The organism is Streptomyces phaeoluteigriseus (genome assembly GCF_001896135.2).
GTDB lineage: Bacteria > Actinomycetota > Actinomycetes > Streptomycetales > Streptomycetaceae > Streptomyces > Streptomyces phaeoluteigriseus.
Map to the genome: position 1 here is coordinate 989,091 of NZ_MPOH02000015.1, position 14,476 is coordinate 1,003,566.

Consider the following 14,476-nt stretch of genomic DNA (forward strand, 5'->3'; position numbering starts at 1 on the left):
AGAAGACCGCCTTCCTCGTCGCCGTTGCACGGTTCGCGGCCGACCTCGAGGTCGGCCAAGGCTTCCGGCGTGGCCTGCGAGTCAGGAGGACGCAACACGAAGACGTGTGGGAGATGTCCTGGGCGCCGGACGGCAGGCCGCGTTCCACCACGGCGAACCCGTCCAAGACGGCGCGCCGCATGTCGTCTGGCGCCGAATCGGCACCCACTCGATCTTCGGACGCCCCTGAGCGCTGTCCGACGGCGGGCCGCACGACACTGCCACGACCCGCGCCTCACACCCGTTCGATGATCGTCACGTTCGCCTGACCGCCCCCCTCGCACATCGTCTGCAAGCCGAACCGGCCGCCGGTGCGCTCCAGTTCGTGCAGGAGGGTGGTCATCAGCCGGACGCCGGTGGCGCCCAGGGGGTGACCGAGGGCGATCGCACCGCCGTTGACGTTGACCTTGCCGGGATCCGCGCCGGTCTCCTTCAGCCAGGCCAGGACCACCGGGGCGAAGGCCTCGTTGATCTCGACGAGGTCGATGTCGTCGAGGGACAGGCCGGTCTTCTTCAGCGCGTGGGCGGTGGCCGGTATCGGCGCGGTCAGCATGCGGATGGGGTCCTCGCCGCGCACGGAGAGGTGGTGCACGCGCGCGCGGGGCCGCAACCCGTGTTCCCGCACCGCCCGCTCCGAGGCCAGCAGCATGGCCGCGGCCCCGTCGGAGACCTGCGAGGAACAGGCCGCGGTGACCGTGCCGCCCTCGACGACCGGCTTCAGCGCGGCCATCTTCTCCAGCGAGGTGTCCCGGCGCGGCCCCTCGTCGACGGACACCGCCCGATGGGCCACGATCTCCCGCTCGAAGCGGCCCTCGTCGATCGCCCGCAGTGCCCGCCGGTGGGAGCGCAGCGCGAACTCCTCCTGGTCCCGCCGGGTGATGCCCCACTTCGTGGCGATCATCTCGGCGCCGGCGAACTGGTTGACGGGCCGGTCGCCGTAGCGGGCCCGCCAGCCCTCGCTGCCCGCGAAGGGGCCCTGGGTGAGGCCGAGCGGCTCGGCGGCCTGCCGGGTGGCGAAGGCGATCGGGATCTGCGACATGTTCTGCACGCCGCCCGCGACGACCAGGTCCTGGGTGCCGGACAGCACGGCCTGCGCGGCGAAGTGCACCGCCTGCTGCGAGGACCCGCACTGCCGGTCCACGGTCACGCCCGGCACCTCCTCGGGCAGTCCCGCGGCCAGCCAGCAGGTCCGGGCGATGTCCCCGGCCTGCGGTCCGACGGCGTCGAGGCAGCCGAAGACGACGTCCTCGACGGCGGCCGGATCGATGCCGGACCGCGCCACGAGTTCCCTGAGCACATGGGCGCCGAGGTCGGCCGGGTGGACCCCGGCGAGCCCTCCCCCGCGCCGCCCGACGGGCGTACGGACCGCTTCGACGATATAGGCCTCGGCCATGACGACTCCCCAGACTTCCCATCGGGCTACGTGCGTGCGGGTCAGGTGCGTGCGGGCTACGTGCGTGCGGGTCAGGTGCGTGCGGGTTACGTGCGTGCGGGTTACGTGCGTACGGCGATCCCGTCCAGCACCATCGACAGGTACTGCCGGGCGATCTCATCCGGGCTGTGCTGTCCGCCGGGCCGGTACCAGGAGGCGGCGACCCACACCGTGTCCCGGACGAACCGGTAGGTGAGACGGACGTCGAGGTCGGCCCGGAAGACCCGGGCGGCGACGCCCCGTTCCAGCGTGGACAGCCACGCCTTCTCGAATCTGCGCTGCGACTCGGCGAGGAACGCGAACCGTTCCTGCGCGACGAGCTGCCTGCTCTCCTTCTGGTAGATCGCTACGGCGGCGCGATGCCGGTCGATCTCCCGGAACGATTCGGTGACCAGGGCTTCGAGGGTCTCGCGCGGGCCCAGACCGGCGGCCAGGACAGCGTCGTAGCCGTCCCACAGCTCGTCGAGGAAGGTGCGCAGGATCTCCTCCAGCATCGATTCCTTGGAGTCGAAGTGGTAGTAGAGGCTGCCCGCGAGCATGCCCGCGTGGTCCGCGATCTTGCGGACCGTGGTGGCGTTGTAGCCCTGCTCGGCGAAGACCTCGGCCGCGGTGTCGAGGAGTTCGCCGCGCCGGTCGCGCGCGGCAGCGGTAGCCGCGGCGGGCTCGGCCGCGGTCACCTGGGACTTCTTCTTCGTAGGCACGCGCACATTGTCGCTCCCCGTCTCAGGCCCGCTGTCCGCTGACCGACACGACCTCGCCGGTCAGGTACGAGGAGTAGCCGGACGCGAGGAACACGATCGCGTTGGCGACCTCCCAGGGCTCGGCGTGCCGCCCGAAGGCCTCGCGCGCGGTGAGTTCCTCCAGCAGGCCGGGGGAGGTCACCTTCGCCAGGTGGGGGTGCATGGCCAGGCTCGGCGCGACGGCGTTGACCCGCGTCCCGTAGGCCACGGCCTCGACCGCCGCGCACCGGGTCAGCGCCATGACGCCCGCCTTGGCGGCGGCGTAGTGCGCCTGCCCGGCCTGGGCGCGCCAGCCGAGGACGGAGGCGTTGTTGACGATCACGCCGCCGCCGTCCTGGTCGCGGAAGTGCCGCAGGGCCGCCCGTACGCACCGGAACGTCCCCGTCAGGGTCACGTCCAGCACCCGGGACCACTGCTCGTCACTCATGTCGGCCAGTGCCGAAGTCCCGCCGAGCCCCGCGTTGTTGACGACGACGTCCAGTCGGCCGTGGGCCTCCACGGCCGCGGCGAACAGCCGGCGCACCTGGTCCTCGTCCGTGACGTCGCACGGTGTCGCCGCGACCGCCGCCGCCCCGAACTCGGCGGCCAGCGCGGCCTCGTGCTCCCTGAGCCGCCGGGTGTGCGCGTCGCTGATCAGGACCCGCGCGCCCTCCTCCAGGAAGCGCCGCGCGGTCGCCCCGCCGATGCCCGCGCCGGCCGCGGCGGTGAGCACGGCGGTACGCCCGCTCAGCAGACCGTGTCCCGGCACGTACGAGGGACTCTCGACGTCTGTCATACCGGCACGCTAACCTACCAAACACTTGTTAGGGAAGGTGGTCGGGTCATGGATCTCGGGTTCACGCGGGACGAGCAGGCCTTGCGGGCCGAGGCCCGTGCCTGGCTCGCGGCGCATGTGCCGGCCACACCACTGCCCTCCCTGGAGACCGGGGAGGGCTTCGCCGCGCACCGCGCCTGGGAGGCCGAACTGGCCGCGGGCCGCTGGTCGGTGGTCGACTGGCCGGAGCGGTACGGCGGCCGGGACGCCGGTCTGATCGGCCGGCTGCTCGTCGAGGAGGAGTACTACGCCGCGGGCGCCCCCGGACGCGTCGGGCAGAACGGCGTGAGCCTGCTCGCCCCGACCCTCTTCGCCCACGGCACCGAGGAGCAGCGTGCCCGTGTCCTGCCCCCGATGGCCACCGGCGAGGTGGTCTGGGCGCAGGCCTGGTCGGAGCCGGAGGCCGGTTCGGATCTGGCGTCCCTGCGTTCCCGGGCGGTCCGCGCGGACGGCGGCTGGCTCCTGAGCGGCCAGAAGACCTGGTCCTCGCGGGCCGCCTTCGCCGACCGCGCCTTCGGCCTGTTCCGCAGCGATCCGGACACCCCGAGACCCCATCAGGGACTCACCTACGTCATGTTCGGCCTGCGCGCCCCAGGTGTCACGGTCCGCCCGATCGGCCGGCTGGACGGCAGGCCGGCGTTCGCCGAACTGTTCCTGGACGAGGTGTTCGTGCCCGACGAGGACGTGATCGGCGAGCCCGGCCAGGGCTGGCGGATCGCGATGGCGACCGCGGCCGACGAACGCGGGCTCACGCTCCGCTCCCCCGGCCGCTTCCTGGCGAGCGCCGAGCGGCTGCGGGCCCTCTGGCAGGACCGGGGCCGCCCGGACTGGGCGCGGGAGAAGGTCGCCGACGCCCTGATCGGCGCCCGCGCCTACCAGTTGTTCACGTTCGCGGCGGCCTCCCGGTATCTGACGGGCGTGCCGCTGGGCCCGGAGTCCAGCCTGAACAAGGTCTTCTGGTCCGAGTACGACCTCGCGCTGCACGAGACGGCCCTCGATCTCCTGGACGGCGAAGCCGAGATGGCGGACACCGACTGGGCCGAGCGGTACGTCTTCGCGCTGGCCGGTCCGATCTACGCGGGCACGAACGAGATCCAGCGCGACATCGTCGCCGAGCGCCTGCTCGGCCTGCCGAAGGGACGCCGCTGATGCGCTTCCTCCTCGACCCCGAGCAACGGGACTTCGCCCGCTCCCTGGACGCGCTGCTCACCGCCGCCGGCACGCCCGCCGTGATCCGGGACTGGAGCCGCGGCGAGCACGGGCGCGGGCGGGCGCTGTGGAGCCGTCTCGCCGAGGCCGGGGTGTTCGCGCTGGCGATCCCCGAGGAGTACGAGGGGCTGGGCCTGCGGCCCGTGGAACTGGCGGTGGCCTTCGTCGAGTTGGGGCGCCACGCGGTACCGGGACCACTGGTGGAGACGGTCGCGGCGGCCTCACTGCTGGCCGGCACCGGTCACGCGAAACGGTTCCTGCCCGGTCTCGCCGCCGGGGAGAGCACCGCCACCCTCGCCCGTGAGGGCTCCCTCGCGCTGGACGGGGACGCGGCCACGCACCGCTTCTCCCTCTCCCCCGACGGCCTTCGGCTGGCCCCCGGCCACGGTCCGGTGCGCGGCTCCCTCGACCCGGCCCGCCGCCTCACCCCGCTGTTGCCCGGCGGCGAACTCCTCGGCCCAGCCGCACCGCACGCCCTGGCCCTGGCCCGTCTCACCACCGCCGCACAGGCCCTCGGCGTCGGCCTCGCCCTCCTCGACCGCACGGTCACCTACGTCGGCCGGCGCACCCAGTTCGGGGTGCCCGTCGGGTCGTTCCAGGCGGTGAGGCACCGGCTGGCCGACGCGAAGATCGCGCTGGAGTTCGCCCGCCCCCTCGTCCTCGGCGCCGCCCTCACCATGGCCCCGGCGGACGTGGCCGCCGCGAAGGTCACCGCCTGCGAGGCGGCGTACACCACCGCCCGGACCGCGCTGCATCTGCACGGCGCGATCGGCTACACCGACGAGTACGACCTGTCGCTGTGGCTCACCAAGGCGCGCGCCCTGCGCACCGCCTGGGGCACCCCCGGGGAGTGCCGCGACGACGTCCTCGGAGCGGCCCGACCCGGCGGCCTGCCCAGCGGCCCGACCCAGGGAACCTGACGCAGGCGGTCCGACCCAGCGGCCCGACCCAGGGAACCTGACGCAGGCGGTCCGGCTCAGCGGCCCGACCCAGGGAATCTGACGCAGGCGGTCCGGCTCAGCGGCCTGGGCCCACGATCCCCTGCGCCCGCGCCGCCACCAGCCACTTGGGGAACTCGCCCACGAGACGGTCGTACAGATCCGCGTCCGACACCGCGCGCGGATCGGTGCCCGCGTGGAAGAAGCCGGCGTTGTCGACGGCCCGCTTCTGCGGCACGGGCAGGTCGTCGAGCTTGCGCAGGAAGTCGAATTGCTTGCTGTCCTTGTCCCCGAAGCCGATGAACTGCCAGAACAGCGGCAGCGTCGAGGCCTTGCACAGATAGCGCTCGGCGGCGAGCTTGTTGATCGGACCGCCGTCGGTCTGGAAGACGACGAGGGCGGGCTCGCGGGAACCGCTGTCGAGATGGTGGTCGATGACGGCGTCCATCGCCAGGTGGTAGCTGGTCTTCCCCATGTGCCCGAGACCGGCCACGATCCGGTCCACCCGGCCCTGGTGGTCGGCGAGCGCGATGTCGGAGACGGCGTCCACGTCGGTGGAGAAGAACACCACCGGCACCCGCCCGTCGTCGTCGAGGTGCGCCGACAGACCCAGCACCCGGTCGGCGAGCGCCTGCACACTGCCGTCCTTGTAGTAGGGCTTCATCGAGCCCGAATAGTCCACGACCAGGTAGACGGCGGCCCGCTGCCCGTCCAGACCGTGCTTCGTGAGGGACACCCCGGCGCTCTTGTACAGGCTGACCAGCGCGGGGGCCGTCTCCTGGACCTTGCTGAGACTGATCGCGACCATGGGCCACACCATCCCACACCGGGACATGCGGCGGCGCCTGCCCGGTCGTCCGGTCGGGGACAGTGGGGCAGACGCCGTCTCGGGGGGTGTCCGGGGGCTGGTGGGCCCCCGCCACATCCCGCCCGTACGCCTTTGTACGGGACGCTCGGTGACCGGCCGTCAGACCATCAGGGAACGGTCGGTCGGCCGGATCGGGGCCGGCAGGTCGCTGGCTCCGGTCAGGAAGCGGTCGACGCCGCGGGCGGCCGAGCGGCCCTCCGCGATCGCCCACACGATGAGGGACTGGCCGCGGCCGGCGTCACCGGCGACGTACACGCCCGGCACGTTCGTCCGGAAGTCGGCGTCGCGGGCGATGTTGCCCCGCTCGTCCAGCTCCAGGCCGAACTGCTCGACCAGACCGTTCTCCCGGTCCGTGCCGGTGAAGCCCATGGCGAGGGTCACCAGCTGCGCGGGGATCTTGCGCTCCGTGCCCGGCTTCTGGGTCAACCTGCCCTCGACGAACTCCACCTCGGTGAGGTGCAGCCACTGGACGTTGCCGTCCTCGTCGCCCTCGAAGTGGGTGGTGGAGACGGAGTAGACCCGCTCGCCGCCCTCCTCGTGAGCGCTGGTGACCTTGTAGAGCATCGGGAAGGTCGGCCACGGCTGGGCGACCGGGTTCCGCTCCTCGTTGGGGCGGGGCATGATCTCCAGCTGCGTGACCGAGGCCGCGCCCTGGCGGTGGGCGGTGCCCACGCAGTCCGCGCCGGTGTCGCCACCGCCGATGACCACGACGTGCTTGCCCTCGGCCGAGATGGGGGGCGTCACGAAGTCGCCCTCCTGCACCTTGTTGGCCAGCGGCAGGTACTCCATGGCCTGGTAGACGCCCTTGAGTTCGCGGCCGGGGACCGGGAGGTCACGGGCGGTCGTGGCGCCGGCCGCGATGACGATCGCGTCGTACCGCTTCTTCAGGTCGGTGCCCTTCAGGTCGCGGCCGATCTCGATGCCCGTACGGAAGCGGGTGCCCTCCGCTCGCATCTGCTCGATACGGCGGTTGATGTGCCGCTTCTCCATCTTGAACTCGGGGATGCCGTAGCGGAGGAGACCTCCGACGCGGTCCGCGCGCTCGTAGACGGCGACGGTGTGGCCCGCCCGGGTCAGCTGCTGGGCGGCGGCGAGACCCGCCGGGCCCGAGCCGATGACCGCGACCGTCTTGCCGGACAGCCGCTCCGGGATCTGCGGGGCGACGTCACCGGTCTCCCACGCCTTGTCGATGATCGAGACCTCGACGTTCTTGATGGTGACCGGCGGCTGGTTGATGCCGAGCACACACGCCGACTCGCACGGAGCGGGGCACAGTCGACCCGTGAACTCCGGGAAGTTGTTCGTGGCGTGCAGGCGCTCGGACGCCGCCGACCAGTCCTCGCGGTACGCGAAGTCGTTCCACTCGGGGATCAGGTTCCCCAGCGGACAGCCGTTGTGGCAGAACGGGATGCCGCAGTCCATGCACCGGCTGGCCTGCTTGCCGATGATCGGCAGCAGCGAGCCGGGGACGTAGACCTCGTTCCAGTCCTTGAGGCGCTCCTCGACCGGGCGGGACTTGGCGACCTCGCGGCCGTGGTTGAGAAAGCCCTTGGGATCAGCCATTGGTCGCCGCCTCCATCATCTTCTCGGTGATCTCGGTCTCGGAGAGACGGCTCGCTCGGCGGCGTCCTTGGCGGCGAGCACTGCCTTGTACGTGCTGGGGATGATCTTGCTGAAGCGCTCCACGGAGGCGTCCCAGTCGGCGACCAGCTTCTCGGCGACCGTCGAACCGGTCTCCTCCGCGTGGCGGCGCACCACGTCGTGCAGCCATGCCTTGTCGGTGTCGTCCAGTTCCTCGATGGCGCCGAGGTTGCCGGAGTTGACGTGGTCGCGGTTCAGGTCGATCACATAGGCGACGCCGCCGGACATGCCGGCCGCGAAGTTGCGGCCCGTCTCGCCGAGGACCACCGCGTGACCGCCGGTCATGTACTCGCAGCCGTGGTCGCCCACGCCTTCGGAGACGACCGTCGCGCCGGAGTTGCGGACGCAGAACCGCTCGCCCGTCCGGCCCCGCAGGAACAGCTCGCCGCCGGTCGCGCCGTACGCGATGGTGTTGCCCGCGATCACCGAGTACTCGGCGAGGTGGTCGGCGCCCCGGTCCGGGCGGACGATGACCCGGCCGCCGGAGAGGCCCTTGCCGACGTAGTCGTTGGCGTCGCCCTCCAGGCGCAGCGTGACACCGCGCGGGAGGAAGGCGCCGAAGGACTGGCCGGCCGAGCCGGTGAAGGTGATGTCGATGGTGTCGTCGGGCAGGCCCGCGCCACCGAACTTCTTCGTCACCTCGTGGCCGAGCATGGTGCCGACCGTGCGGTTGATGTTGCGGATCGCGACCTGGGCGCGCACCGGCTGGGCGTCGGTCGCGGAGTCCACGGCCAGCGCGTCGGCGGCGAGCTTGATCAGCTCGTTGTCGAGCGCCTTCTCCAGGCCGTGGTCCTGCTCGATGACCTGGTGCAGGGAGGCGCCCTCGGGCAGCGCCGGCACGTGGAACAGCGGCTCCAGGTTCAGGCCCTGGGCCTTCCAGTGGTCGACGGCCCGCTCGACGTCGAGGACCTCGGCGTGGCCGACGGCCTCCTCGATCGAGCGGAAGCCCAGCTCGGCGAGCAGCTCGCGGACCTCCTGCGCGATGAACTGGAAGAAGTTCACCACGTACTCGGCCTTGCCGTTGAACCGGTCGCGCAGCACCGGGTTCTGGGTGGCGATGCCGACCGGGCAGGTGTCGAGGTGGCAGACGCGCATCATGACGCAGCCGGAGACGACGAGCGGCGCGGTCGCGAAACCGAACTCCTCGGCGCCGAGGAGCGCGGCGATGATCACGTCACGCCCGGTCTTCAGCTGGCCGTCCGCCTGCACCACGATGCGGTCGCGCAGGCCGTTGAGCAGCAGGGTCTGCTGGGTCTCGGCGAGGCCCAGCTCCCAGGGGCCGCCCGCGTGCTTGAGCGAGGTCAGCGGGGAGGCGCCGGTGCCGCCGTCGTGACCCGAGATGAGCACGACGTCCGCGTGCGCCTTGGACACACCGGCCGCGACCGTGCCGACGCCGACCTCGGAGACCAGCTTCACGTGGATGCGGGCCTTCGGGTTGGCGTTCTTGAGGTCGTGGATCAGCTGAGCCAGGTCCTCGATGGAGTAGATGTCGTGGTGCGGCGGCGGCGAGATGAGGCCGACGCCCGGCGTCGAGTGACGCGTCTTGGCGACCCACGGGTAGACCTTGTGGCCGGGCAGCTGGCCGCCCTCGCCGGGCTTGGCGCCCTGCGCCATCTTGATCTGGATGTCGTCCGCGTTGACCAGGTACTCGGAGGTGACGCCGAAGCGGCCGGAGGCGACCTGCTTGATCGACGAACGCCGCGCCGGGTCGTACAGCCGGTCCGCGTCCTCGCCGCCCTCACCGGTGTTGGACTTGCCGCCCAGCTGGTTCATGGCGATGGCGAGGGTCTCGTGCGCCTCCTTGGAGATGGAGCCGTACGACATGGCGCCGGTGGAGAAGCGCTTGACGATCTCGCTGACCGGCTCGACCTCGTCGACGGAGATCGGCTCCCGGCCCGAGCTGAAGCCGAACAGACCGCGCAGCGTCATGAGGCGCTCGGACTGCTCGTTCACCCGGTCCGTGTACATCTTGAAGATGTCGTAGCGGTTGGCACGCGTGGAGTGCTGGAGGCGGAAGACCGTCTCCGGGTCGAACAGGTGCGGCTCGCCCTCGCGGCGCCACTGGTACTCGCCGCCTATGTCCAGCGCGCGGTGGGCAGGGGCGATGCCGCTGGCCGGGTACCCCTTGGCGTGGCGGGCGGCGACCTCCTTGGCGATGACGTCGATGCCGACGCCGCCGATCTTGGTGGCCGTGCCGTTGAAGTACTTCGCGACGAAGGCGTCGTCGAGACCGACGGCCTCGAACACCTGCGCACCGCGGTAGGAGGCGACGGTCGAGATGCCCATCTTGGACATGACCTTCAGGACGCCCTTGCCGAGGGCGTAGATCAGGTTGCGGATCGCCTGCTCGGGCTCCATGCCGCTGAGGAAGGTGCCCGCGCGCAGCAGGTCCTCGACGGACTCCATCGCCAGGTACGGGTTGACGGCGGCGGCGCCGAAACCGATCAGCAGGGCCACGTGGTGGACCTCGCGGACGTCACCGGCCTCGACCAGCAGGCCCACCTGGGTGCGCTGCTTGGTGCGGATGAGGTGGTGGTGGACGGCCGCGGTGAGCAGCAGCGACGGGATCGGCGCGTGCTCGGCGTCGGAGTGGCGGTCCGACAGGACGATGAGGCGGGCGCCGTTCTCGATGGCCTCGTCGGCCTCGGCGCAGATCTCCTCGATCCGCGCGGCCAGCGCGTCCCCGCCGCCGTGCACCCGGTACAGGCCGGAGAGGGTCGCGGCCTTGAAGCCCGGCATGTCGCCGTCGGCGTTGATGTGGATGAGCTTGGCCAGCTCGTCGTTGTCGATCACCGGGAAGGGCAGCACGACGGAGCGGCAGGACGCGGCGCTCGGGTCGAGCAGGTTGCCCTGCGGGCCGAGCGCGGAGCGCAGGGAGGTGACCAGCTCCTCGCGGATCGCGTCCAGCGGCGGGTTGGTGACCTGTGCGAACAGCTGGGTGAAGTAGTCGAAGAGCAGCCGCGGGCGGGAGGACAGCGCGGCGATCGGCGAGTCGGTGCCCATGGAACCGATCGGCTCGGCGGCCGCCTTGGCCATCGGCGCGAGCAGGATGCGCAGCTCTTCCTCGGTGTAGCCGAAGGTCTGCTGGCGGCGGGTGACCGAGGCGTGCGTGTGCACGATGTGCTCACGCTCGGGCAGGTCGCTCAGCTCGATCTCGCCGGCCTCGAGCCACTCGGCGTACGGCTTCTCGGCGGCGAGCTGGGCCTTGATCTCGTCGTCCTCGACGATGCGGTGCTCGGCGGTGTCGACGAGGAACATCCGGCCGGGCTGGAGGCGGCCCTTGCGGACGACCTTCGCCGGGTCGATGTCGAGGACGCCGACCTCGGAGCCGAGGACGACGAGGCCGTCGTCGGTGACCCAGTAGCGGCCGGGACGCAGACCGTTGCGGTCGAGGACCGCGCCGACCTGGACGCCGTCGGTGAAGGTGACGCAGGCCGGGCCGTCCCAGGGCTCCATCAGGTTGGAGTGGAACTGGTAGAAGGCGCGGCGGGCCGGGTCCATGGAGTCGTGGTTCTCCCACGCCTCCGGGATCATCATCAGCACGGAGTGCGGGAGCGAGCGGCCACCGAGGTGGAGCAGCTCGAGCACCTCGTCGAAGGACGCCGAGTCGGAGGCGTCCGGCGTACAGATGGGGAAGACGCGGTCGATGCGCTCCTGGTCCCCGAAGAGGTCGGAGACGAGCTGGGACTCGCGGGCCGCCATCCAGTTGCGGTTGCCCTTGACGGTGTTGATCTCACCGTTGTGCGCGACGAAACGGTAGGGGTGTGCGAGCGGCCACGACGGGAAGGTGTTCGTCGAGAAGCGCGAGTGGACGAGCGAGACGGCCGAGGCGAAGCGGCGGTCGGAGAGGTCCGGGAAGAAGGGCTCGAGCTGGCCGGTGGTCAGCATGCCCTTGTAGACGATCGTCCGCGAGGACAGCGAGGGGAAGTAGACGCCCACCTCGCGCTCTGCGCGCTTGCGCAGCACGAACGCGCCGCGGTCGAGGTCGATGCCCTTCGAGGCGCCGTCGGTCACGAAGACCTGGCGGAAGGCGGGCATGGTCGAGCGGGCGGTGGCGCCGAGGAGGTCGGGGGCGACCGGGACGTCGCGCCAGCCGAGGACGGTGAGGCCTTCCTCGGCGGCGATCGTCTCGATCCGCGAGACGGCGTCCTGGAGGCCGTCCTCGGGCAGGAAGGCGATGCCGACGGCGTAACCGCCGGGTTCGGGCAGCTCGAATCCGGCGACCTCGCGCAGGAACGCGTCGGGGACCTGGGTGAGGATGCCCGCGCCGTCGCCGGAGTCCGGCTCGGAGCCGGTGGCGCCGCGGTGCTCGAGGTTGCGCAGAACGGTCAGCGCCTGCTCGACCAGCGTGTGGCTCGCCTCGCCGGTGAGGTTGGCCACGAAGCCGACGCCGCAGGCGTCGTGCTCGTTGCGGGGGTCGTACATACCCTGCGCAGCAGGGCGAGCATCCATGAAAGACCAGTTCTGGCCATTCGCGGAATGCTGGGACGGCTGGCGCGGCGTACGCATCGGCTCTCCCGTCGTCGTCTCAAGTGGCATATCTGCTGGCGAAGGGACGACGTTGGCCCTCTGCGTAGGTGCAAAATTTCGTGCAGGTTACATGATGGAGCGGTTCTCGGGAACCGGATACTCCGTTCCAACATGCGGACGCCGTGGGGTGCCGGCGGGGTGCCGCGGAAGCGGCTGAAAGTATGTGGGGACCGAACCGGACACCATCGGTCAGATCGGCGCCTGTCGGTCCGCGGGGCGGAGGGGGCGTCGTAGCCCACCCCGCGAGTGCGCCGCGAGCCTCATTGCCCACAGCGCTTACGGCTCATGCCCGGTGGTTAAGCGTTCGAAACCAGCGAGTAACGGCTACTTATGCGGCCCATCGCATAAGTAGCAGCCGCCCTATCCTACGGCCGTTCCGAAGAAACCGCCCAGGGCGTACGTCACACCGGCCGCCGCAGCACCGAGGGCGAGCTGCCGCAGCCCGCTGTACCACCAGGTCCGCGCGGTCACCCGGGCCACCAGCGCACCGCACAGGAACAGTCCGAGCAACGCGAGCAGTACGGCCGGCCACAACCGCGTCGCGCCGAGCAGATACGGCAGCACCGGCAGCAGGGCGCCCAGCGCGAAGGCGCCGAAGCTGGACCCGGCGGCGACCAGCGGCGAGGGCAGGTCGGAGGGGTCGATGCCCAGTTCCTCGCGGGCGTGTATCTCCAGGGCCTGCTCGGGGTCGCGCGACAACTGGGAGGCGACCTGCCGGGCGAGACCGGGTTCGACGCCGCGGGCCTCGTAGAGCGCGGCCAGCTCCGCCTCCTCGTCCTTCGGGTGCCTTCTCAGCTCACGCCGCTCGACGTCGAGTTCGGCCTCGACCAGTTCGCGCTGCGAGGCCACGGAGGTGTACTCGCCGGCGGCCATCGAGAAGGCACCGGCGGCGAGACCCGCGAGGCCGGTCAGCACGATGGTCTGCCGCTCGACCGCCCCTCCCGCGACACCGCTCATCAGGGCCAGGTTGGAGACCAGGCCGTCCATCGCGCCGAAGACGGCCGGCCGCAGCCAGCCGCCGCTCACGTCCCGGTGGGTGTGGTTGTCCCGGTGCGCCTCGTGCAGCGCCGCCTCGGTCTCGATGAGAGCCATGCCGATCTCCAGAAAAACGTCTGCGCGCCGCCCGGACGTTCGACCCGGACAGCCCTCTTTGGACTCATTCCATATTTTGACAACACCCAGAATACGCCCAGCCATTCCTCCCCGCCAGGAAGGAAAGGCTGGGCTAACCTGCGGTTTTACCGTCATTCGCTCATTCGATCGGCATCCTGCACAGATGTCGACCGGGTGACATGACGGCTCCGGAGGCTCAGGTCAACCGCCGACGGTGGGACACATCCGCAAAGGGCTCGCACCCGTGCGCGCCCCCCGGAGGAGAGGCCCCCCATGGCATCGATCGTCTGCATGCCCCCGGTCCCGGCGCCGGGGGACGCCACCGACCTCCGCGAAAGGGCCCGCGGCGCACTGCTCGGCCTGGCCGTCGGAGACGCCCTCGGCGCACCGGCCGAGAACCTCAAGCCCTCCGAGATCCGCGCCCGCTGGGGCCGGGTCACGGGCTACGTCACCGACCGGCCGGCCGGCACCGACGACACCGAGTACGCGATCTTCTCGGGCCTGCTGCTGGCCCGGCACGGCTCAGCGCTGACCCCGGCCGACGTGGAGGCGGCCTGGCACACCTGGATCGCCGACCGCGACGAGGGCCGCTTCCGCGGGGCGGGCTTCAGCGAACGCGGCACCCTGGAGAACCTCCGCCGGGGCCTGGCCGCGCCCATCTCCGCCCAGCACCGGCACGCCTGGAGCGACGGCCTCGCGATGCGCGCCGCCCCCTTCGGCGTCTTCGCCGCGGCCGCCCGACCGAGGCGGCCCGCCTCGTCGCGATCGACGGCTCGGTCAGCCACGACGGCGAGGGCATCTACGGCGGCAGGCGGTCGCGGCGGGCGTCGCGGCCGCGATGGCGGGAGCGCCCACCGTCGCCGTGGTCGCCGCCGCCCTGGCCGTGATCCCCGACGACTCCTGGACGGCCCGCTCCCTGCGCCGCGCGGTCGCGGTCGCCCACCACGGCGAACGCGCGGTCCGCTCCGCCGTCGTCATCGGCGGCTACCCGTGGACCGATCTGGCCCCCGAGGCCGTAGCCCTCGCCTTCGGCGCGTACGCGGCGGCCGACGGCGACTTCTCCCGGTCCGTCCTCACGGCCGTCAACATGGGCCGCGACGCCGACACGGACGGCCGCGGTGGCGGGCGCCTGGCGCGCGCCGGCAGGGGTCC

General features: G+C 71.6%; 8 protein-coding genes and 2 pseudogenes. 3 read left to right on the forward strand and 7 right to left on the reverse strand.

The genetic code is table 11. The features are described 5' to 3' along the window. Positions 1 to 274 precede the first annotated feature (274 nt). The 3 genes from BM536_RS22430 to BM536_RS22440 form a co-directional block, all read right to left on the reverse strand. Positions 275 to 1,432 (reverse strand): acetyl-CoA C-acetyltransferase, encoded by a 1,158-nt coding sequence (locus BM536_RS22430; protein WP_073496025.1) that lies wholly within the window; start codon positions 1,430 to 1,432, stop codon positions 275 to 277. 101 nt (positions 1,433 to 1,533) lie between these two features. Next, on the reverse strand, positions 1,534 to 2,172 hold the full coding sequence (locus tag BM536_RS22435; RefSeq protein WP_073496023.1) for a TetR/AcrR family transcriptional regulator: 639 nt from the start codon (positions 2,170 to 2,172) through the stop codon (positions 1,534 to 1,536). Between the two features lie 22 nt (positions 2,173 to 2,194). Continuing rightward, a complete protein-coding gene (locus BM536_RS22440) occupies positions 2,195 to 2,986 on the reverse strand; it encodes an SDR family oxidoreductase (RefSeq protein ID WP_073496022.1) in 792 nt (263 codons plus the stop codon). Positions 2,987 to 3,034: 48 nt separating this feature from the next. Here BM536_RS22440 and BM536_RS22445 point away from each other — a divergent pair, with 48 nt between their 5' ends. After that, complete coding sequence (locus tag BM536_RS22445) at positions 3,035 to 4,174, forward strand: acyl-CoA dehydrogenase family protein (RefSeq protein WP_073496020.1); 1,140 nt, start codon at positions 3,035 to 3,037, stop codon at positions 4,172 to 4,174. Further along, complete coding sequence (locus BM536_RS22450) at positions 4,174 to 5,154, forward strand: acyl-CoA dehydrogenase family protein (protein WP_073496018.1); 981 nt, start codon at positions 4,174 to 4,176, stop codon at positions 5,152 to 5,154. The genes BM536_RS22445 and BM536_RS22450 overlap by 1 nt, the downstream gene beginning before the upstream one ends. A gap of 97 nt (positions 5,155 to 5,251) precedes the next feature. Here the strand turns inward: BM536_RS22450 and BM536_RS22455 are convergent, their stop codons facing one another. The 4 genes and pseudogenes from BM536_RS22455 to BM536_RS22470 form a co-directional block, all read right to left on the reverse strand. Continuing rightward, entirely contained in the window at positions 5,252 to 5,980 is a 729-nt protein-coding gene (locus BM536_RS22455) for a vWA domain-containing protein (RefSeq protein WP_073496040.1), read from the reverse strand. Between the two features lie 159 nt (positions 5,981 to 6,139). Next, the gene (locus tag BM536_RS22460; protein ID WP_073496016.1) at positions 6,140 to 7,603 is read right to left on the reverse strand and encodes a glutamate synthase subunit beta; all 1,464 of its coding nucleotides are present in this window, start codon (positions 7,601 to 7,603) and stop codon (positions 6,140 to 6,142) included. Beyond that, a pseudogene (gene gltB / locus BM536_RS22465) lies at positions 7,596 to 12,190 on the reverse strand (glutamate synthase large subunit). The gene BM536_RS22460 and the pseudogene gltB overlap by 8 nt, the downstream one beginning before the upstream one ends. A gap of 381 nt (positions 12,191 to 12,571) precedes the next feature. Beyond that, positions 12,572 to 13,303, reverse strand: coding sequence for a VIT1/CCC1 transporter family protein (locus BM536_RS22470; protein ID WP_073496014.1), 732 nt, complete (start codon positions 13,301 to 13,303; stop codon positions 12,572 to 12,574). 312 nt (positions 13,304 to 13,615) lie between these two features. Here BM536_RS22470 and BM536_RS22475 point away from each other — a divergent pair. Then, positions 13,616 to 14,476: pseudogene (locus BM536_RS22475) on the forward strand (ADP-ribosylglycohydrolase family protein); the annotation flags it as partial.

Coding starts and splice junctions, on each gene's coding strand:
- BM536_RS22430 (WP_073496025.1), bottom strand. CDS start 1,432: ATGGCCGAGGCCTATATCGTCGAAGCGGTCCGTACGCCCGTCGGGCGG.
- BM536_RS22440 (WP_073496022.1), bottom strand. CDS start 2,986: ATGACAGACGTCGAGAGTCCCTCGTACGTGCCGGGACACGGTCTGCTG.
- BM536_RS22445 (WP_073496020.1), top strand. CDS start 3,035: ATGGATCTCGGGTTCACGCGGGACGAGCAGGCCTTGCGGGCCGAGGCC.
- BM536_RS22450 (WP_073496018.1), top strand. CDS start 4,174: ATGCGCTTCCTCCTCGACCCCGAGCAACGGGACTTCGCCCGCTCCCTG.
- BM536_RS22455 (WP_073496040.1), bottom strand. CDS start 5,980: ATGGTCGCGATCAGTCTCAGCAAGGTCCAGGAGACGGCCCCCGCGCTG.
- BM536_RS22460 (WP_073496016.1), bottom strand. CDS start 7,603: ATGGCTGATCCCAAGGGCTTTCTCAACCACGGCCGCGAGGTCGCCAAG.
- BM536_RS22470 (WP_073496014.1), bottom strand. CDS start 13,303: ATGGCTCTCATCGAGACCGAGGCGGCGCTGCACGAGGCGCACCGGGAC.